Origin of the sequence: Hymenobacter psoromatis (assembly GCA_001596155.1) — a bacterium.
In the GTDB taxonomy this organism is placed as follows: Bacteria; Bacteroidota; Bacteroidia; order Cytophagales; family Hymenobacteraceae; genus Hymenobacter.
In genome coordinates this window covers 502,304-524,068 of record CP014771.1, presented here as the reverse complement: position 1 = coordinate 524,068, position 21,765 = coordinate 502,304, and the positions used below count along the sequence as shown (strand labels likewise).

Genomic DNA, 21,765 nt, shown 5'->3' with positions numbered 1-21,765 from the left:
AGGCGATTTATGCTAACGATTCCGCTCGCCGACCTGCCCGCCGATTTTCGCGTTCGCGCCTTGCAATGGGCCGCGCGGTTTCCACACTGCGCTTATTATGAGCCGAATGACTTGCAGGCGTCGGCGGCCGGCGCGTTTACGCGGCTGCTGGCCGTGGCCAGCACGACGGCCCCTACCCCCCGCACGCTGGCCGAAGTGCCCGCTTGCCTGAGTGCTTCAACCTCGCAGCTGCCCCATTGCGGCTTTATCACCTATGAGGTTAAAAATGAGATGGAAGCGCTGAGCAGCGATAATTTTTCGGGGCTTGATTGGCCGGCGCTGCATTTCTTCCTGCCCGAAACCTGCCTGTATTGGCGGGCCGATGCGCTGGTTATTCAGGGTCGAACCACCAATGTGCTGGCCGCCATCCTGGCCACGGCCGTGCCGGCGGCCCTACCCCCCGCCGTGCCGCCGCTGCGGGCGCGAATGCCCCGCGCCGACTATCTGCAAGCCGTTGAAAGCGTGCGCGAAGACATTCTTAATGGGGAAGTATATGAGCTGAACCTCTGCCAGGAATTTTATGCCGAAGGCGTGGCGCTGGACCCGGTTGCCACCTTTTGGCGGCTCAATGAGGCGTCGCCAGCGCCTTATGCGGGGTTTTTGCGCCACCACGACCATTATTTGCTGTGCGCCTCGCCGGAGTGCTTTCTTACACGGCAGCAGGGAGTTATCACCTCGCAACCAATTAAGGGTACGCGGCGGCGCGGCCCTACCCCCCCGGAGGACGAGCAACAGCGCCTGGCCTTGCTGCGCGACGAAAAGGAGCGCGCCGAAAACCTGATGATAGTGGACCTCGTGCGCAACGACCTGGCCCGCATCGCCGAAACGGGCACCGTGCGCGTGCCCGAACTATTTGGCACCTACGGCTTTAAGCACGTCTGGCAATTGATTTCGACCGTGGCGGCCGACCTGCGGCCTGATGTGGACCTGGCTGATATTCTGCGCGCCACCTTCCCAATGGGCTCCATGACGGGCGCGCCCAAAATCAGGGCCATGCAGCTCATTGAGCAGTACGAAGCCAGCCGGCGCGGGCTATATAGTGGCACGTTCGGCTTCGTGCGGCCCAACGGCGAGTTTGAGTTTAACGTGGTGATTCGCAGCCTGAACTACCGCGCCGATACCGGCTACCTCAGCCTGCAAGTGGGCTCGGCCATCACCTACGACTCGGTGCCCGAGCAGGAATATCAGGAGTGCCTGCTGAAAGCCCAGGGCGTGCTAGAGGCGCTGGCGACCAGTATCGGTTAACCCTTCGTCGATTAGCAAGCAATGAGAAGTAAAATAGAGATTGCTAAAGGTTAACTGCTAAGTGGGAGGCTGCCATTCTGTCATTTCCCAACCCTAATTCGTATCTTTGTTTCCAGCCCGGCGGCTAGCCTGGCCACTTTGCCTGCTATGTCTCAACCGCTCATTACGTTAGATTTTCTCGATAAAGCGCCCGCTGCCGAGGCGGCCCTACCCACCGAGGTGCGCGTGAGTGCGGCCAACGGCACCGGCGGTGCCCGCAAGCTTTATATAGAGAGCTACGGCTGCCAGATGAATTTCTCGGATTCTGAAATCGTGTCCAGTATTCTGGCCGGCGAGGGCTTCGACACGACCGAGGACCTGGCCACCGCCGACCTGGTGCTGCTCAACACGTGCTCCATCCGCGAGAAGGCCGAGCAAACGGTGCGCATGCGGCTCAAGCAGATTAACTCGCACAAAAAGCGCCGGCCGGGCATGCTGGTGGGCGTGCTCGGCTGCATGGCCGAGCGCCTGAAAAGCAAGTTTTTGGAGGAAGAAAAAATCGTGGACCTCGTGGTGGGTCCCGATGCGTACCGCGACCTGCCGCAGCTCATTGCGCAGGTCGATGGCGGCCAGAAGGCCGTGAACGTGCTGCTGAGCCGCGAGGAAACCTACGCCGACATCACGCCCGTGCGCCTCAACTCGAACGGCGTGTCGGCCTTTATCAGCATCATGCGGGGCTGCGACAATATGTGCTCGTTTTGCGTGGTGCCCTTCACCCGCGGCCGCGAGCGCAGCCGCGATGCCATCAGCATTGTGCAGGAAGCCCGCGACCTGGTGGCCGCTGGCTACAAGGAAGTTACGCTGCTGGGCCAGAACGTGGACTCCTACAAGTGGGGTAGCGAAGACGGTGCCGAGCGCGTCAACTTCGCGCAGCTGCTGGAGCGCGTGGCGCTTATCAGCCCCGAACTACGCGTCCGCTTTTCGACCTCGCACCCCAAGGATATTACCGACGAGGTGCTGCACACGATGGCGCGCTACGACAACATCTGCAAGTACTTGCACCTGCCCGCCCAAAGCGGCAACTCGCGGGTGCTGGAGCTGATGAACCGCACCTACGACCGCGCCTGGTACGAGGACCGCGTGGCGGCCGTGCGCCGCATTCTGGGCGACGACTGCGCCATCTCGACCGATATGATTGCCGGCTTCTGCTCCGAAACCGAGGCGGAGCACCAGGATACGCTGAGCCTGCTCGACTACGTGCGCTACGACATGGCCTACATGTTCTTCTACTCGGAGCGCCCCGGCACGCTGGCCGCCCGCAAGCTCACCGACGATATCCCGCTGGAAACCAAGAAGCGCCGCCTCCAGGAAATCATCGACCGCCAGCAGGCCCACAGCCGCTTGCGCTACGAGCGGGGGGTAGGGCGCGTACATCAGGTGCTGGTCGAGAATTTCTCGAAGCGCTCGAAAGACGACTTGAGCGGCCGTAATAGCCAGAATCAGGTGGTCATTTTCCCAAAGCAAAATTTCCAGAAAGGCGACTACGTTAACGTGCTGGTGCATACCAATACGGGCGGCTCGCTCATTGGCGAGGCGGTATGAGCCAGCGGCAAAAGTTTTTGCAATTACTGTTGACCACTTCCAGTGCGCAAAACGTAGAATTTTTGGCGTTATGTAAATTTCTGGTATCACTTGGTCTTCAGCAGCGCATTCGAGGCAGCCACCATATATTCGGCCTTATGGGTATTCCAGAAGCCCTGAATTTACAACCTGGCTCAGGTGGGTCTGCCAAGCCTTACCAAGTCAAACAAGTTCGCGCATTTCTACTTAAATATCGAGCCGTACTGAACCTGACCATTACCCAATAAGCCAGTAATTATGTATAATCCAGCTCGTTATCCGGTCATAGTATATTGGAGTGAAGAAGACCAATCCTATTTAGTGGAAGTACCTGACTTGCCTGGTTGCATGGCTGATGGCCCCACCCAGGCCGAAGCTATTGCTAATGCCCGCGTTATTATTCAGGAATGGCTCGACTTTTCCCAAGAGCTGGGCAATCCCATTCCGGCCCCCAGCGAACGGCTGCGCCTGGCCGCTTAACCATCGACTACGAACTTGACCAACCAAGAAATACAATCCATCAAGCAGCGCTTTGGCATCATTGGCAATGCGCCGGCGCTGAACTACGCCATTCAGGTGGCGGCGCAGGTTGCGCCGACTGACATGACGGTGCTTATCACCGGCGAAAGCGGGTCGGGTAAGGAGTCGTTTTCCAAGATTATCCACGCGCTGTCTCCGCGCAAGCACGGGCAGTTCATTGCCATCAACTGCGGCGCTATCCCGGAAGGCACGATTGACTCGGAGCTGTTTGGCCACGAGAAAGGCGCGTTTACGGGCGCTAATGAGGCGCGCAAGGGCTACTTTGAAGTGACCGACGGCGGCACCATCTTTCTGGATGAGATTGCCGAAATGCCGCTGGGAACGCAGGCCCGCCTGCTGCGCGTGCTGGAAAACGGCGAGTTTATCCGGGTGGGTAGCAGCAAGGTGCAGAAAACCGACGTGCGCGTGGTGGCCGCTACCAACGTGAACCTGCTCGACCGGGTGCAGGCCGGCAAGTTTCGCGAAGACCTGTACTACCGCCTCAATACGGTGCCGATTACGGTGCCGCCGCTGCGCGACCGGGGCGATGATATTTACTTGCTGTTCAGGAAGTTTACCGCCGATTTTTCGGAGAAGCACCGGGTAAAGCCCATCAGCCTGACGCCCGACGCGGTGCGGCTGCTGACGCGGTTTCGGTTTCCGGGTAATATTCGCCAGCTCAAGAACTTAGCCGAGCAGATTTCGGTGCTGGAGATGGACCGCGAGGTCGATGCGGCTCGCCTTACTACCTACCTGCCCACGGCCCAAGCGTCGCTGTTGCCGGCCCTGCTGCCGGGCCACGGCGCGGGCGGTGAATTCGGCTCGTATTCGGAGCGCGATATTCTGTACCGGCTGCTGTTTGACATGCGCCGCGACATGACGGACCTCAAGAAAGTGGTGCTGGAGCTGGCCACCGGCAACCGCCCGGCCCCGGCCGAAACCCAGGAGCTGCTGCGCCAGAACAGCCACCTGTTCAATAACTTAGGGGAAGCCTCGGCCTACCCCCCCACCGACGGCCCACCCGAGCCCAACGGCTACTACCTGCCCGGCGGCCCGGCCGCGCCGCTGCGCGTGGACATGGCCTCGGCCAACTACGCCGATGACGACGACAGCGACCAGACCGAAGACATCTCGCACGAAACGGAGGAAGAGACGCTTTCGCTCGATGCCATTGAGAAAGAGATGATTATGAAAGCATTGAAGAAGCACCACAACAAGCGCAAATACGCCGCTCAGGACCTGGGCATTTCGGAGCGCACCCTGTACCGCAAGCTCAAGCAATATGACCTCGAATCGGCTTAACCAGGGGCGGCGGCGCGCGTTGGGCCTGCTGGCCCTACCCCTGCTGTCGCTGCTGACGAGCGGCTGCGGCGTGTACTCGTTCAACGGCACCAACATTGACCCGGCCGTGAAGACGCTCTCCATCCAGACCTTTCAAAATACCGCGCCCAACGCGCCGGCCTACCTCTCGCAGCGGTTTACGGAGGATATCAAGGACTATTTTCAGCGCAACACGACGCTGAAGCTGGTGCCGCGCGACGGCGATTTGCAGTTTGAGGGCACCATCGCGGCGTATGATTTTGCGCCGGCGGCCATTCAGCAGGCCGGTGGGCTGCCGGGGGCGGGTGCCAACCGCCTCACCATTCAGGTGCAGCTGCGCTTCACGAATACGAAGAATAACAAGCAGGATTTCGAGCAGACTTTCCAGAGCCAGAAGGACTTCCCTTCGACCCAGGATATTGCGACGGTCAACAATGACCTGGCCTCGGTGCGCGAGATTACCCGCAACATTATCAGCGACATGTTCAATAAGTCGGTGGCCAACTGGTGATACCTGAGATATAGTCGTTACAAAAAAGCACGTCATTCCGAGCTTGCCGAGGAATTTCGCTCGCCTCGTGGAACGGAACCCGAACGATTACGAGCGAGATTCCTCAACAAGCTCGAAATGACGTGCTTTTTTGCACCCTGCTCCGCTAAAGAGCAAACCGTGGGAGCTACCCAAGAAAACGACCTTCTGCCCTACCTTTCAACTCTTAACTCTTAATTCTTAACTCCCTATGACCCGTGCCACCTTACTTCAGCTGCTCGCCCAGCCTACGGCCCTGACCGGGGCCGATGTGCGCGCGCTGGAAGAGCTGGCCGAGGCCTTCCCCTACTGCCAGACGGCCCACCTGCTGCTGGCCAAAGCCGCCCACGACCAGGGCTCCATGCTGGCCGGGCAGCGCCTGCGCCGCGCCGCAACCTACGCCGCCGACCGCGCGCTGCTGCGCCAGCTAATCGAGCTGCCCGCGCCCGTTGTGGTAGCCGCTACCCCCCTGGTGCTGGCGGAAGCCCCGGTAGCCAACCAGGCCGTGGACGACCTGGCTGCCGCGCCCTACCCCCCATCAGGCGAGCCAAGCCAACCTGTGAGCGATAGTACCGCAGGAGCAACCGAACCCCTTGACAAGCAAGCAGAAGACCTACTTGTTGATATGCCCGAGCAGGAGCTGGCTCCGGCAGCCAGCCACCCGGCCGGGCCAGCGCCCGCACTAGAACCTGAGCCGGAGCTGCCGCCCCAGGCACCGCCCATTCGGCCGCCCGCCGAGGCCGCGGCGGCCAGCGCCGAGTTTGGCCTGGCCGATGAAAGTCCGGTTGAGCTGATGGCTTATCAGCTACCCGAGCTGGTCGAAAACGCGGAGACCGGCCGGCCCGTTGGCACCCCATTGCTACCCCCCTTTACGGGCCTGGCCGACGTGGCGTACGCTCCGGCGGAGGGAAGCCGCCTGGGCTTTTGCCTGTTGCCGGCCGGGAGCCGCGACGAGGTGCCCGCCGCCCGCCTGCCCCCAGCCGGGGAGTTTTTCGCGCCCGACGCGCTGCTGCTGGCCCACGTGGCCGCCCAGCAGCCCGAAGCAGCCAAGGCCCGCCCGCTCGACCTCATCAATAGTTTCCTGCAACGGGCCCCGACTGCATCGCGCCGCCGGGCCTTCCCTACCCCCGATGAAGAAGACCAGACCGACTTATCGGTGCGCAGCACCCGCGCCGAACCAGATTTAGCATCGGAAAGCCTGGCCAAAATATTGGCGCGGCAGGGAAAAATTGACCGCGCCATCGTAATTTATGAGCGCCTAATGGTGAAACAGCCGGAAAAAATGGCGTACTTTGTAACCCAAATTGACTCTTTGCGCCCTTCGGCGTAGTTATTTCTCCTCTCATGTACCTCGCATTAGTCATCTTCATCCTGGTTATCTGCTTTCTTCTCTCGCTCATCGTGCTGGCTCAGAACCCGAAAGGGGGCGGCATCAGCAGCCAGTTTGGAGCAGGCGGCGCGGCCAACCTGATGGGCGTGAAGCGCACCGGCGACTTGCTCGAAAAGCTCACCTGGGGCTTCGCCATCGGCCTGATTGTGATTACGCTTGCTACCCACATGCTGAGTACTGGCACCAACGGCCCGGTTCGCAGCATCAACCAGCAAGCCGCTCAGCGGGCCGTGGTGCCGGCTCCCGCACCAGCTCCGATGTCTGCGCCAGCGCCCGGTGCGGCGGCCCCTTCGAATGTGCCGGCTCCGCAGCCCCAGCCAGCGAAGTAACCTGGCAGCATTTCTTCGGAAAAATTCAGCAAAAAGCCAGTGGCTTCCGTTTAAGAACGGGCCGCTGGCTTTTTGCTTTGCGTCGTTTTTGCCGGGTTTTATGACCAGTTACGGCAGGCGCGTCTGCCAAACCGGCCAACTCAGGGGCGCATTCTGTCAGGTTTGGGCGGTTGGCACATTTCGTGTCAATCGCCGCCATAGGAGTCCCCAACTTCTTCATTATCCAACACATCCATTTCCCATTTCAATCAATGGCACTGAGCATTAAACCGCTGGCCGACCGCGTGGTCATCAAAGCCGCCGCCGCCGAAGCCACTACCAAGTCTGGCATCATCATTCCCGACACTGCCAAGGAGAAGCCCCAGCGCGGCGAAGTTGTGGCCGTGGGCGAAGGCCGCACCGCTGACAGCGGCAGCCTCATCAAGCCCCAGGTAAAAACCGGCGACCAGGTGCTGTATGGCAAGTGGACCGGCACCGAAATCACCTTGGATGGCGAGGACTACCTCATCATGCAGGAGAAGGACATTCTGGCCGTTCTCTAAAGCACTGGCGCTTCGGCGCTTCCTACCCCCTCCTACTATTCTAACTTGCCCACCACAATGGCTAAGAACATTCAATTTGATACCGAAGGCCGCGACCGCTTGAAGCGCGGCGTGGATAAACTGGCGAACGCCGTTAAAGTAACGCTCGGCCCCAAGGGTCGTAATGTTATCATTGACAAGAAGTTCGGCGCACCCACTATTACGAAGGACGGCGTAACCGTAGCGAAAGAAATCGAGCTGCGCGACCCCATCGAGAACATGGGCGCGCAGCTCGTGAAGGAAGTGGCGAGCAAGACGGCCGACCAGGCTGGCGACGGCACTACCACTGCTACGGTATTGGCCCAGGCCATTTACACGGCTGGCTCGAAGAACGTAGCCGCCGGCGCTAACCCGATGGATTTGAAGCGCGGCATCGACAAGGCCGTTATTGCCGTCGTAGCCAACCTGAAGTCCCAGTCAAAGCCGATTGCCAACAGCGCCGAAATCGCGCAGGTAGGTACCATCTCGGCCAACAACGACGCGGAAATCGGTAAGATGATTGCTGACGCGATGGATAAGGTTGGGAAAGAAGGTGTTATCACGGTGGAAGAAGCCCGTGGCACCGAAACCGAAGTGAAGACGGTAGAAGGCATGCAGTTTGACCGCGGCTACCTCTCGCCTTATTTCGTGACCAACCCCGAGAAGATGGAGACGGAGTTCGAGAACCCCTACATCCTCATCTACGACAAGAAAGTGAGCACCATGAAGGAGCTACTGCCCGTGCTGGAGCAAGTGCTTCAGACCGGCAAGCCGCTGCTTATCATCTCGGAAGATGTTGACGGTGAGGCCCTTGCTACGCTGGTAGTAAACAAGCTGCGCGGTTCGCTGAAAATCGCGGCCGTAAAGGCTCCCGGCTTCGGCGACCGCCGCAAGGCTATGCTCGAAGATATCGCTACCCTCACGGGTGGTACGGTGATTTCGGAAGAGCGCGGCTACAAGCTGGAAAACGCGACGATTGATTACCTCGGCACGGCTGAGAAAGTCATCATTGACAAAGACAACACTACGATTGTCAATGGCAAAGGTCAGAAGGAGGATATCACCTCGCGCATTAACCAGATTAAAGCGCAGATGGAAACCACTACTTCGGACTACGACAAGGAGAAGCTGCAAGAGCGCCTGGCCAAGTTGTCGGGTGGGGTAGCCATTCTCTACATCGGTGCCAGCACGGAGGTAGAAATGAAGGAGAAGAAAGACCGCGTGGACGATGCCCTGCACGCTACCCGCGCTGCCGTGGAGGAAGGCGTGGTGCCCGGCGGCGGCGTAGCCCTGGTGCGCGCCATTGAGGCGCTTGATGCGGTTACTACCCTGAACGGCGACGAGCGCACGGGTGTCAATATCATCCGCACGGCCCTCGAAGCGCCTCTGCGCACCATCGTGCAAAACGCTGGTGGCGAAGGCTCGGTAGTAGTGCAGAAAGTGCTGGACGGCAAAGGCGACTTTGGCTACAACGCCCGCGAGGACCGCTACGAGAACCTCACGGCCGCTGGTATCATCGACCCGACCAAAGTAACCCGCCTGGCGCTGGAGAATGCTGCTTCTATCGCCGGCCTGCTGCTGACGACTGAGGCCGTTATCTCGGACGAGCCTGAGCCTAAGGACGGCGGTGCCGGCCACGGCGATGGTGGCATGGGCGGAATGGGTGGCATGGGCGGCATGATGTAACCGCGGATTGACGCTGATTTAGCGGATTGCGCTGATTCGGTGGCCCATTAAAAAGCCCCGCTGGACGTTGGTCCGGCGGGGCTTTTTGTGGACGTAGGTTATAGCTAAACGATAGCTTCAGCTTCGCGGGCCTTCATAATATTTACCAGTTTAGGGCTGATAACGAGTAGAATAGCGGCGGCTACTGAGGCCGACACGACGAAGACCATGAAGAAGTCGTAAAGATTGTTGATATGGTAGCCGAGCAACACCGGGGCAGGGGCTTTCGACTGGGGGTCGGGGTAAAGGCTGCTCATATAGCCAGCTAAGTAGTTGGCGGCGGCGTTGGCCAAAAACCACACGCCCATTAGCAGCGAGGCAAACTTGACCGGGGCAAGCTTATTGACCAGCGACAAGCCGATGGGTGACAAGCACAGCTCGCCGATAGAGTGAAAGAAATACAGCGCCACCAGGAAGAACATGCTGACCTTGACACCCGGCTGCAAGTCCTTCACCCCAAAGCACATAACCAGGTAGCCTAGGGCTAGTAGCGCCAGGCCAATAGCCATTTTTACGGGGGAGGGTGGCTCGTTGCCACGCCGGCCTAGAGCCGTCCAAAGCATGGCCATAACGGGGGCTCCGGCAATGACAAAGAAGGCGTTCAGATTTTGGAAGATGCTGGGCGGCAGCGTAATACCAAACAGCGTGCGGTTCATATTCTCCTTGGCGAAAAAGGTGAGCGAGGCCGGGGCCTGTTCGAATGCAGCCCAGAAGAACACCACAAAGAACGATACTACGAAAATAACAATTACTCCCTGAATATCAGCTTTTGACAACGATTTATCGCTGAAAATCATGACGGCGATGCCTATCACCGCGACAAGCAGCAGAGGGGCAATGGTGGGGAACTTGGCCGAGTCGAGGTACAGGATACCCAGTATTAATACCAGCAGCACGGGCAAAAGAGCAAAAATGCCTTTAATTGTGGTCGAGTGAGTGGGCGTGAGGCCCACCTGCTGGCCCTCCGGGGTATGCAGGTATTTGCCTTTGCCCCAGTTGAAGACAAGCGTGCCAAACGTCATGGCGATGCCGCAGGCCAGGAAAGCCCAACGAAAATCCTGGGAGCGCCCGGTATCGCCTAAGAGACTGGTAATAGTATTGCCGATGAGTGAGCCCAGGTTGATACCCATGTAAAAGATGGTGTAGGCCGCATCCTTGCGCTTGTCGCCCGGCGTGTAGAGCGAGCCCACCATCGACGAGATATTGGGTTTGAAAAACCCATTACCCACAATCATGGCCCCCAAACCCAGGTATAGCAGCCAATGGCTAAGGGGGTGGTCCTGAACCCCACCGTAAATGCTGGCCGAAGCAAAGAGCGTGAATTGCCCTACAGCCATCAGCAGCCCACCGGTGAGGATGGAACGGCGGTTGCCCCAGTACCGGTCTGAGATGTAGGCCCCGATGAGGGGCGTTAAGTAGATGAGACTGGTGTAGCCACCGTAGAACTTCGACGCGAAGGCCTTATCCATCCGCATGGCGTCGATGAGAAACAGCACCAGCACGGCGCGCATGCCGTAATAGCTGAAGCGCTCCCACATTTCGGTGGCAAACAGGAGGTAGAGGCCGCGCGGGTGGCTGCCCGAGGCCGTTTGGGGCGGTTGCGGGCGCAGGCTGGCGGTAGCAGGTTGCATGTGGGTAACGAGGGGATAAAGAAAGAGAAAGTAAAAAGCCCACAGGCCACGACGGGCCGGGGGTGGGTAAAGCTAAGAAAACTTTGGGGTAATGCCGGCCAACTAAACTCAACGAGCAGCCAAACAGGCCCGGCTTGCGCTTAGCGAATCCGCACTTGCAGCGAATTTTCGCTAATCTTACTTACCTTTGTATTAAACTCATCTAGGGGCTTCCCGTCTGTGGGGACAGCGCTGTTTTTTACTGCAAGCAGCGCAATTATTCTCCGCAAATGTTAGCACCAGCTGCTCGGGCAGCCAAGTTGTGCACTTCGATTTTCCTTACCCTGCTCCTACCCATTTTTTACCCTTTTTGCACTTTTTACATGGCTGACCACAAAGCTGTTGCAGCACGCTTGGCTCCCCTTGGCTTTCCGCAAGCGCCGCCCCAGGCGCACCTAAACCTGCCGCCTGCCGCGCTCGTGGAGCACGCCCTGCGCCGGGGCGAAGGCCAGCTAACGGATACGGGCGCGCTCATGTGCGACACCGGCCAATTTACCGGTCGCTCGCCCAAAGACCGGTTTATTGTGCAGGATGCTGGCACCGCTGGGAGCGTGTGGTGGGGCGATATCAACATTCCTTTCGCGCCGGCCCAGTTCACGCAGCTGCACCAGAAGATGGTGGCCTACCTAGCCGATAAGGAGATTTTCGTGCGCGACGCCTACGCAGGCGCCAACCCTGACTACCAGCTCAAGCTGCGCGTGGTAAATGAGCTGGCCTGGCATAATCTCTTCTGCTACAACCTGTTCTTGCGGCCCGAGGCCACCGCCGATACTACCTGGACGCCTGATTTCAGTATTATTTGCGCGCCCGGCTTTGAAGCCGACCCAGCTGTGGATGGCACCCGCCAGAAGAACTTCGCGATTATTAACTTCACCGAAAAGCTCATTCTTATCGGCGGCACGGCCTATGCCGGCGAGATGAAAAAGGGTATTTTTGGGGTACTCAACTACCTGCTGCCGCACCAGCGCCAGACCCTACCCATGCACTGCTCGGCCAACGTGGGCGCGCAGGGCGACACGGCTATTTTCTTTGGCCTGTCGGGCACGGGCAAAACGACTCTCTCGACCGACCCGGCGCGCGGGCTCATTGGCGACGATGAGCACGGCTGGACGCCCGAGGGGGGCATTTTCAACTTTGAGGGTGGCTGCTATGCCAAGGTGATTGACCTGAACCAGGCCAAGGAGCCCGAAATTTGGGACGCTATTCGCTTCGGGGCTATCGTGGAAAACACGCGCTTCCGGCCCGATACGCACACCGTGGACTACGCCAACAAAAGCGTAACCGAAAATACGCGCACCGCCTACCCCATCGATTTTATCCCAAATGCCGTGTTGCCGAGCGTAGGAACCGCGCCGCAGCATATTTTCTTCCTCACGGCCGATGCCTTCGGAGTGCTACCCCCCATCAGCAAGCTCGACCGCAGCCACGCCATGTACCACTTTCTGAGCGGCTATACGGCCAAGGTGGCGGGCACCGAAATGGGCATCTTGGAGCCCCAAACCACGTTTTCGGCCTGCTTCGGGCAGGTATTCCTCCCCCTGCACCCAACCCGCTACGCCGAGATGCTGGGCCATCAGCTAGACGAAAACCCCACCGTGCAGGTGTGGCTGGTCAACACGGGCTGGTCGGGCGGCAGCTACGGCACTGGCCAGCGCATGAAGCTGGCCCACACCCGCGCCATGATTACGGCCGCGCTCTCGGGCGTGCTCAGCGAGGTAACCTTCCGCACCCATCCCATCTTTGGGGTGGCCGTGCCCGGTGCCGTGCCGGGGGTGCCCACCGAGATTCTGGACCCGCGCCACACCTGGCGCGACAAAGAGGCGTATGACCGCACGGCCTCCGATTTGGCCGAAAAATTCATCAAAAACTTTGAGAAATACGCCGAGTTCGCCAACGCTGATATTCTGGCGGGCGCACCAAAAATAGCGGTCGAGGCGTAGGGTGCGGGGCTTGCCCCCGCCCGTCGTTGAACGAATCTAGCACGGATTGTTCAACGACGGGCGGGGGCAAGCCCCGCACCTACTTTTTACCAGATGAGCTATGGCTTGATAGCAACAACGCGCACCCCCAATAAATGGCCGGGCTTATTGGCGAAGAAAACCGGCATAATAAGGTAGTTGCGCGCGCTGGCTCGCAGCGATGCCCGCGCCAGGAGGCTGTCTTCGTGCTGCCCCAGCACCAGCAGGTCGCGCACCTGGCGGGTGCGGGCGTCGTAGCTGGCCACCACGGTGAGGCCGCCGGTGCGAAAGGCCGCCAGGGAATCGGTGGTGGGAGCGGCGGCGGTAATGGTCTCTAACGGGTCCTTATAATTGGCAGGCAGGGCCTGCGCCGGGCCCAGCTTGCCGCGCAAGCTATCGATGGACTTGCCCAGCAGCGCGGGCACGTTGGCCGTGGCGACTACGCTGGCGCGGGGAGGGGTAGGCGCTGTTTGCGCGGGTTCGTGCGCGCCCGAGCAGCCGGCCACTGCCCAGCAGGCCGCCAGTCGCAGGCTGGTGCGATAGCCATGAGCCAGCAGATTCTTGGCCCGGTCGCGCATTAATCGGAGGCCGCCTTAGCGGGCTTGCCGGCCATTTCGCTCAGGTAGTGGCGCACCACCAGCGTGATGGAGGCGTAGGACTCTTCGAGCCGGGCCAGGGCATCCTGGGGCGACATCCAGCGAACCTCCTCGATATATTCTTCGGTTTGGGGCCGCATCACCGAGTCATCGAGGCAATTCATCACAAACCAACTGGTTTTTTTGAGCATTTTGTTGCCTTTGTAGGCATATGAATGCCAGGTACTGGGCAATTTTTCGCCCAGCTCCACCTTGATGTTGCACTCTTCTTCTACCTCGCGCATGGCGCCGAGGGCCACGTCTTCCTCACTTTTGAGCTTGCCCTTGGGCAAATCCCATTTGCCCAGACGATAAATCATCAGCACCTGGCCGTTTTTCACCACGAGCCCACCGGCCGCCTTGGCAATCTTAAACTGGTCCTTCAGGTGCAGGATAAGACTCTTCTTTTTGCGAACCAGCATGGTGAGTGAATCCAGCTTTTTGAGCTTTTTCACTTCCATCAGCCGCAGCAGGCGGTCCAGAAAAACGGGGGTAGCATCGCGCACGAGCACGTCGCCTACCAGGTCTTTACTGGTAAAATCGTCGCCGGCCCCGAGCACGAGGTCGTATTTATGTTTGTATACTTTGTCGCTGAAATTCTTAATAATCAGCGGCACGTCGTTGATGAAGACGTTCATCGGGAAAAAATTCAAAAAAGAGAGGGCTACCAGAAATTGGCACCTGCACTGGTAGCTGCCCCATACGATGGGGAGCGCCGCAAGATACGGGAGGACCGGATTTTTACGACGCAACCGGGTAGTGTTGCATCTTTGCCGAAGATATGACGCGGATTGGTTTACTTTCGGATACCCACGGTTACTTTGATGAGCGCATTGCCTACCACTTGCGCGAGGCGGATGAGATTTGGCACGCGGGCGATTTTGGCTCCTCTGAGCTAATTCTGCAATTAACGGGGCTGGCACCGGTTTTTCGGGGGGTGTATGGCAATATCGACGGTACCGATGTGCGCTGCACCGAACCCCTGGTGCAGGATTTTGTGGTGGAGGGCCTGCGCGTGGTGATGACGCACATTGGGGGCTACCCTGGGCACTACGCCCCGGCGGCCCGGCAACTGCTGGCTCAGGCGCGGCCGGGCCTCTTCGTGTGCGGGCACTCGCACATTCTGCGCATCATGCCCGACCCCAAGCTTGGGCTGCTGGCCCTGAACCCCGGTGCCGCCGGCCGGCACGGCTTTCACCAGGTGCGCACGCTGCTGCGCTTTAGCATCGACAAGGGCAAGGTGCTCGACCTGCGCGCCGTGGAGCTGGGCCCGCGCACCGCTGCCCTGGACCTGGGCCGGTAAGCACTGGTCATACTCATCACGAAGTGAATTGCGAAAAGAAGGGTGCGGGGCTTGCCCCCGCCCGTCGTTGAACAACCTGCGCCAGAATCGGGCAACGACGGGCGGGGGCAAGCCCCGCACCCTACTTCGCGCTATGTATAAACACGAAAAGCACCTGGCAACGAGTGCCAGGCGCTTTCTATAATGGGGGCAGCGCAATGCGTTAGAGCGCGATTTCGGGCTTGGGGTGCTCGCCGGCCTGGCCTTCTTCGGTCACCGGCTTGGTTTCGGCTTCCGCCGCGTCGAAACCGGCAGTGCCGGTCTGATTGGCTTCGGTGGCCTGGTTGGCTTCGGGGCTTTTGCTGTCGAGCACGTGCTTGGCACCTTCCACCAGGTTGTGGGCGGCTTCCTGCACGGCATCAGTTGCTTTTTCCACGAGGCTGTTGTGAGCTACGGCGTCGGCAGCTTCGCCAGCCAGCTCCTTGGCTTTTTCCACTACGCTATTGTGTGATACGGCCTCCACGGCATCGGTAGCCGCTTGCTTCACGGTATCGGCGGCGGCCGAGGCAGCGTGAGCTACTTTGGCAAACAGGCTTTCGGCCGGAGCTTCGGTTTTGGCCTTCGACTGGGGGGCTTTTGGCTTAGCGGCAGGCTGGGCTGCCGTCGGCTGGGCGGCGGGCTGCTCCTGATGAGCCGGGGGCACATTGCTCTTGGCAGCCACGGCGGGCGGGGTAGCCTGGCCAAATTTCGACTTCAGCTCGTCCAGGTCCACGTTTTTCAGCACGGGCGTACGCAGCAAGTTCTTGATTTTGCGCACTTCATTGTTGGCACGGGCAATGTTTTTGCGGTGCTTGCGCTTCAGACGGGTAACGGACATGATTTCCGGGGAAATTAGATTTCTGGCAAATGAGGTGCAAAAATACGGGTTTACCTTTGAAATCCCAAACCTTATTTCCAATACTAGCTCCAGGCAGCCTTGCGCCGGCTCTTTGCCGGTAAAAACCGACGCTCAACCTAACGCTCGCCACCAGCACCCCGAATTCCCTACCCCATGCCCGCTGAAGCAACCGTAATCGACCTGCGCTCCGACACTGTGACGCGCCCTACCCCCCCCATGCTGGCCGCTATGCAGGCTGCGCCCGTCGGCGACGACGTGTATGAGGAAGACCCCACCGTGCGCCGGCTCGAAGAAACGCTGGCCGCCCGCTTCGGAATGGAGGCCGGCCTGTTTTGCCCCTCGGGCACGATGACCAACCAGATTGCCATTCAGGCGCACTGCCTGCCGCTGTCGGAAGTGATTTGCGAGGCCACGGCCCACGTGTATTTGTGGGAAGTGGGCGGCATCGCACACCTGGCCCGCGCCTCGGTGGCGCTGTTGCCCGGCGACCGCGGCCGCCTCACCGCCGCCCAGGTGGAGGCCGCCATTCGGCCCGCCAACAATGTGCACTACCCCACTACCCGGCTCGTGTGCCTCGAAAACACCCACAACCGCGGCGGCGGCAGCTGCTACCAATGGGCTGATATGGAGGCCATTGCCGCGCTGGCCAAGCAAAAGGGCCTGGCGCTGCACCTCGACGGCGCGCGCATCTTTAATGCGCTGGTGGCTACGGGCCAGCGCAGTGAGGACTACGGCCGGCTGTTCGACTCCATCTCGGTGTGCCTGAGCAAGGGGCTGGGCGCGCCGGTGGGGTCGGTGCTGCTGGGCTCGGCCGATTTTATTAAGGGCTGCAAGCGCCTGCGCAAGCTCATGGGCGGCGGCTGGCGGCAGGCGGGCTATCTCGCGGCGGCCGGGCTGTATGCCTTGGAAAACAACGTGGCGCGCCTAGCCGACGACCACCGCCGCGCCGCGCAGCTGGCCGAAGCGCTGCGGCCCCTGCCCTACGTGGCCGAAATTCTGGAGCCAGAAACCAACCTAGTCATTTTCCGGCTCGATGAAAGCCGCCTGACCGTGGCCGACTTTCTGGCCCGCCTCGAAGCGCAGGGCATCAGGGCCAGCGGCTTTGGCGGCAGCTGGGTGCGCTTCGTGACGCACCTCGACGTGGACGATGCGATGGTGGCGCGCGTAGTGGCGGCGCTTGAGTTAAGAGTTGAGAGTTGAGAGTTAAGAGTTTAGGACTTAGGCAAAAGATGTTTGTCCTTGCGAGCATAGCGAAGCAATCGCCCCAGTAACGACACCCACGCCAGTCGTTCGTCCATCGTTCTGGGGCGATTGCTTCGCTATGCTCGCAAGGACAAACGTCTTTTGCCTAAGTCCTAAACTCTTAACTCTCAACTCTTAACTCAAGCACGCTGGCCCGAACACGGCTCGCTTGGCGGTTTCCAAAATAAGCGGGCGCAAAATCGAGTGGGAGTCTGACCTTTGTGCCGGGGCGATGCCCTACCCCCTCACTTTTTTGCCATCCCTTATTTGAAAGAATGCCCGTACTTTTTAATGCCCTGGCGCTGCTACTAGTCGCCGCCGCCGCCTTTGCCTACCTCAACCACCGCTTCCTGAAAATGCCGATGGCCATTGGCCTGATGGTGCTGGCCCTGCTCTCGTCGCTGGTGCTGCTGGAGCTGGGCAAAACGGGCTTTAAGCCGGTAATCGCCATTGCGCGCCTCGTGGACGGCCTGGATTTCAGCACCTTGCTCATGCAGGTGATGCTGGGGTTTCTGCTGTTTGCGGGGGCCATCAACGTGGATGCGCGGCGGCTGGGTGAGTTGCGCTGGCCAGTGGGCCTGCTGGCTACGATGGGCACGGTGCTGAGCACGGTGCTGGTGGCGGCCGGCCTTTTTTACCTGCTGCCGCTGCTGGGGCTGCACGTGCCGCTGCTGCCCTGCCTGCTGTTTGGGGCGCTCATCTCACCCACCGACCCGGTGGCGGTGCTCAGCATTCTCACCAAGGCCAACGTGCCGGCTTCGCTGGAGCTGAAAATCGTGGGCGAGTCGCTGTTTAATGACGGGGTAGGCGTGGTTATTTTTATTACTCTGCTGCGGGTGGCCGAGATGGGCACCGGCAACGTTACGCCGGGCCACGTGGCCCTGCTCTTTGCTGAAGAGGCCGGCGGCGGAATGCTGCTGGGCACCGCGCTGGGCCTGGGCACGGCCTGGCTGCTGCGCACCGTAGATAATTACCAGGTAGAAGTGCTGATAACGCTGGCCCTGGTAACGGGCGGCACGGCGCTGGCCTCGTACCTGCACACCTCGGGGCCGCTGGCGATGGTGATGGCCGGGCTGCTGGTGGGCTATTTCAGCCGCAAGGGCAGCATTATGTCGGACCACTCGCAAGACTACGTGGATAAGTTTTGGGAGCTAATTGATGAGATTCTCAACGCCATGCTCTTCGTATTGATGGGCCTCGAAATGCTTATCCTACCCCTGCACCTGAGCACGATACTGGCCGGGCTGGTGGCCATCGTGGTGGTGCTGGCGGTGCGCGTAGTGGCCGTAGCCCTGCCCCTGAAGCTGCTGCAGGTGGGTGGGCGCTACCGCTCGGGCCGGCACACCGTGAAGATGCTGACCTGGGGCGGCCTGCGCGGCGGCCTGGCCGTGGCCCTGGCCCTGGCCCTGCCCAACACGATGCCCCGCGAGCTGCTGGTGGGCATGACCTACGTAGTGGTGGTGTTCAGCATTGTGGGGCAAGGCCTTACCATTGGGCCGCTGGTGCGCTACCTGGGGCTGTCGAAGACATCTCACGACGACGAGTAAGCGTAAGCCTTCTGGTACAATTGATTGGCGCGGCCGGGCCTGGTGCTCCGTCGCGCCGCCCTGTTTATGAGCTTTTTTGTCATTGCCGACGTCCACGGCTGCCTACACACGCTGCGCGAATTGCTGACGCACTGGCGGCCGGCCGACGAAACGCTGGTGCAGCTCGGCGACCTGGTGGACCGCGGCAACTACTCGCCCGAAACCGTGGAACTGTGCCGCCAGCTGGGCCAGGATTTCCCGACGAAAACCGTGTTTTTGCAGGGCAACCACGACTGGGCAATGGCCGAGCACCTGGGACCCGACGGCCCCTACCGCGCTTGGTTGGGTTGGGGGGGTAGGGCTACCTTGCAGCAGTATCAGCGGCACCGCAACTGGCTGGCCGGGCACGCCGCCTGGCTCGGCCAGCGGCCGCTGTGCTGGCGCAACGAACACGTGGTTTTTTCCCACGCTGGCTTCGCCGACACCCCCAACCCGCTCGACCCGAGCAACGAGGACGGCGTGCTGTGGCGGCGCGGCCCGCTCTGTAATCTGGGTCGGCGCCAAGTGGTGGGCCACACCCCTACCCCCACTCACCGCCCAGACCACGTGGAAGCCTCCGACACGATTTACCTCGACACTGGCGCGGCCGATGGCCACTGCCTCACCGGCCTGCGCCTGAGTGAAACCGGGGAGGTACTCGAAACTGTTGCTGTCCCGACCGCGCCGGAGGATATTTACTCGTTCGGCAAAATTCATTGACCGCTGGCCCTGGCCGCCAGAAATACCGTTTCGCTATTCATGCCCGTCCCTACCCCCCTTCCCGCCGCCGAACCGCATTGGCACGCCGCTGGCCTGGCCCACCTGCGCCAGGCCGACCCCATTCTGGCGCAGGTCATTGCGAAAGTGGCCGGCCCGGTGCGCCCCGCCGCCCACGAAGACCTGTACCTGGCGCTGCTACGCGCCATCGTGAGCCAACAGATTTCGACCAAGGCGGCGGCGGCCATCTGGCGGCGCTTCACGGCGCTGTTCCGGCCCGATGGTTACCCCGAGCCGCGCGAAGTGCTGCGCCTGAGCGAGGACGAGCTGCGCGAGGCGGGCCTTTCGCGCCAGAAAGCCAGCTACTTAAAAGCCATTGCCGACTACCAGGAGCGCGGCCTGCTCGACTACGAGCACCTCAGCCAGCTCGGCGAAGAAGCCTTTACCGACCACTTGACCGCCATCAGGGGGGTAGGGCGCTGGACGGCCCAGATGCTGCAACTATTTGCCCTCGACCAGCCCGACGTGTTCAGCGAGGGCGACTTGGGCATCCAGAACGCCATGCGCAAGCACTACGGCCTGGAGGAAACCGGCCGCGCCCTACAAAAAAAAATGCTGCTGCTGGCCGAGCCCTGGCGGCCCTACCGCTCGCTGGCCTGCAAGTATTTGTGGAAATCGCTCGACCCTGCGCCGGCCATCAACTCAGAAATGGGCTGGGACTAATGTAGCGCGGACTCTGTGGGTCCGCGCGTGGGAATGTTGTTCAGCCATACCACGCGCGGACTCGCGAGTCCGCGCTACCTCGTCCTATCTTTGGGCATTAACTTAAAGTTACCCCCAACCTCCCTGCCCTACCCCCCGATGGCCGACCCCCACGTAGCCGCCCACCCCACGCTTTCTGCCACCGAATTGCTGGCCGCCAAAAACCAGGAAGCCCTGCTCGGCGGCGGCCAGGTCCGCATTGATGCTCAGCACAAAAAAGGCAAGCTCACCGCCCGCGAACGCCTTGATTTGCTGCTCGATGAGGGCTCGTTCGAAGAAATCGGCAAGTTTGTGATGCACCGCGCCAAAGACTTTGGCCTCGACAAAGAATACTACCTCGGCGACGGCGTGGTAACGGGCTACGGCACCGTGCAGGGCCGGCTGGTGTACGTTTTCTCGCAGGATTTCACGGTGTTCGGCGGCTCGTTGAGCGAGACGCACGCCGAGAAAATCGTCAAAATCATGGACCTGGCCATGAAAAATGGCGCGCCCGTTATCGGCCTCAACGACTCGGGCGGAGCGCGCATTCAGGAAGGGGTAGTGAGCCTGGGCGGCTACGCCGATATCTTCTACAAGAATACGCTGGCCAGCGGCGTGGTGCCGCAGCTTTCGGCCATTATGGGGCCGTGCGCGGGCGGCGCGGTATATTCGCCGGCCATCACGGACTTCATTCTGATGGTCGAGAACACGAGCTATATGTTCGTGACCGGCCCCAACGTGGTGAAAACCGTGACCCACGAAAACGTGACCAGCGAGGAGCTGGGTGGCGCCAGCACGCACTCCACTAAGAGCGGTGTCACGCACTTCACCGGGTCGAATGAGGTAGTGGTCATTCAGCAGCTCAAGCAGCTGCTGAGCTACCTGCCCCAAAACTGCGAGGAAACCGCGCCGGCCGTGCCCTACCCCCCCGGCCAGGACGAAAGCCGCCCCGCGCTCGACACGCTCATCCCCGACAACGCCAACCAGCCCTACGATATTCGTGAAGTTGTTGAGGGCCTGATTGATGCCGGCTCCTTCATGGAGGTGCACCAGAACTTTGCCGAGAACATCGTGGTGGGGTTTGCGCGGCTGGCGGGTCGCAGCATCGGCATTGTGGGCAACCAGCCGGCCGTGCTGGCGGGCGTGCTCGACATCAACGCCAGCACCAAGGCCGCCCGCTTCGTGCGCTTCTGCGACTCGTTTAATATTCCGCTGCTGGTGCTCGAAGACGTGCCCGGCTTCCTGCCCGGCACCGACCAGGAGTGGCGCGGCATTATCACCAACGGCGCAAAACTGCTCTACGCTTTCTGCGAGGCCACCGTGCCGCGCATCACCGTTATCACCCGCAAGGCCTACGGCGGCGCGTATGATGTGATGAACAGCAAGCACATCGGGGCCGACCTCAACTTTGCCTGGCCCACTGCCGAAATCGCCGTAATGGGTGCCAAAGGCGCGGCCGAAATCATCTTCAAGCGCGAAATCGCGGCGGCCGAAAACCCCGAGGCGAAATTGCAGGAAAAGGTAGATGAGTACCAGCGGAAATTTGCTACCCCCTACCGCGCCGCCCACCGCGGCTTCGTGGATGAGGTAATTCTACCCTCGCAAACCCGGCAGAAATTAATTCGCGCTTTTAAAATGCTGGAAAATAAAGTGGATACGTTGCCGCGCAAAAAGCACGGGAATATTCCGCTGTGATTTTTGCCCAAGTCGTTGTCATGCTCATCTGGCGTCCGCTTGTCGAAGCATCTCTACCGCGTAACTAATTCCAAACATTGAAATTAGTTACGCGGTAGAGATGCTTC

20 protein-coding genes are annotated in these 21,765 nt (G+C 60.4%); 16 read left to right on the top strand and 4 right to left on the bottom strand.

Annotation, left to right across the window (positions count from 1 at the left end; translation table 11 throughout):
- Nucleotides 1-9 precede the first annotated feature (9 nt).
- From A0257_02335 to groEL, 9 genes are all read left to right on the top strand, one after another.
- On the top strand, nt 10-1,284 hold the full coding sequence (locus A0257_02335) for a hypothetical protein (GenBank protein ID AMR26049.1): 1,275 nt from the start codon (nt 10-12) through the stop codon (nt 1,282-1,284).
- 147 nt (nt 1,285-1,431) lie between these two features.
- A complete protein-coding gene (locus tag A0257_02330; GenBank protein ID AMR26048.1) occupies nt 1,432-2,865 on the top strand; it encodes a tRNA-2-methylthio-N(6)-dimethylallyladenosine synthase MiaB in 1,434 nt (477 codons plus the stop codon).
- 276 nt (nt 2,866-3,141) lie between these two features.
- On the top strand, nt 3,142-3,363 hold the full coding sequence (locus A0257_02325) for a hypothetical protein (protein AMR26047.1): 222 nt from the start codon (nt 3,142-3,144) through the stop codon (nt 3,361-3,363).
- A gap of 15 nt (nt 3,364-3,378) precedes the next feature.
- Nucleotides 3,379-4,704, top strand: coding sequence for a sigma-54-dependent Fis family transcriptional regulator (locus A0257_02320; protein AMR26046.1), 1,326 nt, complete (start codon nt 3,379-3,381; stop codon nt 4,702-4,704).
- 70 nt (nt 4,705-4,774) lie between these two features.
- Nucleotides 4,775-5,233, top strand: a complete 459-nt coding sequence (locus A0257_02315; protein ID AMR29589.1) for a hypothetical protein — start codon at nt 4,775-4,777, stop codon at nt 5,231-5,233.
- A 229-nt stretch (nt 5,234-5,462) separates the two neighbouring features.
- Nucleotides 5,463-6,581, top strand: a complete 1,119-nt coding sequence (locus A0257_02310; protein ID AMR26045.1) for a hypothetical protein — start codon at nt 5,463-5,465, stop codon at nt 6,579-6,581.
- A gap of 14 nt (nt 6,582-6,595) precedes the next feature.
- Complete coding sequence (locus A0257_02305; protein AMR26044.1) at nt 6,596-6,970, top strand: preprotein translocase subunit SecG; 375 nt, start codon at nt 6,596-6,598, stop codon at nt 6,968-6,970.
- Nucleotides 6,971-7,227: 257 nt separating this feature from the next.
- The gene (locus A0257_02300) at nt 7,228-7,512 is read left to right on the top strand and encodes a co-chaperone GroES (protein AMR29588.1); all 285 of its coding nucleotides are present in this window, start codon (nt 7,228-7,230) and stop codon (nt 7,510-7,512) included.
- 57 nt (nt 7,513-7,569) lie between these two features.
- Nucleotides 7,570-9,216 carry a molecular chaperone GroEL gene (gene groEL / locus A0257_02295; GenBank protein ID AMR26043.1) on the top strand — a complete coding sequence of 549 codons (1,647 nt, stop codon included), beginning with the start codon at nt 7,570-7,572 and terminating at the stop codon, nt 9,214-9,216.
- Nucleotides 9,217-9,320: 104 nt separating this feature from the next.
- Here the strand turns inward: groEL and A0257_02290 are convergent, their stop codons facing one another.
- A complete protein-coding gene (locus A0257_02290; GenBank protein ID AMR26042.1) occupies nt 9,321-10,886 on the bottom strand; it encodes a peptide ABC transporter in 1,566 nt (521 codons plus the stop codon).
- A 362-nt stretch (nt 10,887-11,248) separates the two neighbouring features.
- On the opposite strand from A0257_02290, the gene A0257_02285 reads away from it, so the two are divergent.
- A complete protein-coding gene (locus A0257_02285) occupies nt 11,249-12,865 on the top strand; it encodes a phosphoenolpyruvate carboxykinase (ATP) (GenBank protein ID AMR29587.1) in 1,617 nt (538 codons plus the stop codon).
- Nucleotides 12,866-12,963: 98 nt separating this feature from the next.
- On the opposite strand, the gene A0257_02280 is transcribed toward A0257_02285, so the two are convergent.
- Nucleotides 12,964-13,461 (bottom strand): hypothetical protein, encoded by a 498-nt coding sequence (locus tag A0257_02280; GenBank protein ID AMR26041.1) that lies wholly within the window; start codon nt 13,459-13,461, stop codon nt 12,964-12,966.
- Nucleotides 13,461-14,156 (bottom strand): NUDIX domain-containing protein, encoded by a 696-nt coding sequence (locus A0257_02275; GenBank protein ID AMR26040.1) that lies wholly within the window; start codon nt 14,154-14,156, stop codon nt 13,461-13,463. The genes A0257_02280 and A0257_02275 overlap by 1 nt, the downstream gene beginning before the upstream one ends.
- 143 nt (nt 14,157-14,299) lie before the next feature.
- Between A0257_02275 and A0257_02270 the strand changes: the two genes are divergently transcribed.
- Nucleotides 14,300-14,821: a phosphodiesterase gene (locus tag A0257_02270; protein AMR26039.1), complete on the top strand. Its 522-nt coding sequence runs from the start codon at nt 14,300-14,302 to the stop codon at nt 14,819-14,821.
- Between the two features lie 202 nt (nt 14,822-15,023).
- On the opposite strand, the gene A0257_02265 is transcribed toward A0257_02270, so the two are convergent.
- The gene (locus A0257_02265) at nt 15,024-15,677 is read right to left on the bottom strand and encodes a hypothetical protein (protein ID AMR26038.1); all 654 of its coding nucleotides are present in this window, start codon (nt 15,675-15,677) and stop codon (nt 15,024-15,026) included.
- Nucleotides 15,678-15,851: 174 nt separating this feature from the next.
- Between A0257_02265 and A0257_02260 the strand changes: the two genes are divergently transcribed.
- The 5 genes from A0257_02260 to A0257_02240 all read left to right on the top strand — a co-directional run bounded on the left by A0257_02260 (nt 15,852) and on the right by A0257_02240 (nt 21,658).
- On the top strand, nt 15,852-16,898 hold the full coding sequence (locus A0257_02260) for a threonine aldolase (protein ID AMR26037.1): 1,047 nt from the start codon (nt 15,852-15,854) through the stop codon (nt 16,896-16,898).
- 317 nt (nt 16,899-17,215) lie between these two features.
- Nucleotides 17,216-18,487: a sodium:proton antiporter gene (locus A0257_02255; protein ID AMR26036.1), complete on the top strand. Its 1,272-nt coding sequence runs from the start codon at nt 17,216-17,218 to the stop codon at nt 18,485-18,487.
- Nucleotides 18,488-18,553: 66 nt separating this feature from the next.
- Nucleotides 18,554-19,225: a hypothetical protein gene (locus A0257_02250; GenBank protein ID AMR29586.1), complete on the top strand. Its 672-nt coding sequence runs from the start codon at nt 18,554-18,556 to the stop codon at nt 19,223-19,225.
- Between the two features lie 39 nt (nt 19,226-19,264).
- Nucleotides 19,265-19,945, top strand: coding sequence for a Fe-S cluster assembly protein HesB (locus A0257_02245; protein AMR26035.1), 681 nt, complete (start codon nt 19,265-19,267; stop codon nt 19,943-19,945).
- 138 nt (nt 19,946-20,083) lie between these two features.
- Complete coding sequence (locus A0257_02240) at nt 20,084-21,658, top strand: methylmalonyl-CoA carboxyltransferase (GenBank protein ID AMR26034.1); 1,575 nt, start codon at nt 20,084-20,086, stop codon at nt 21,656-21,658.
- The last annotated feature ends 107 nt before the right edge of the window (nt 21,659-21,765 follow it).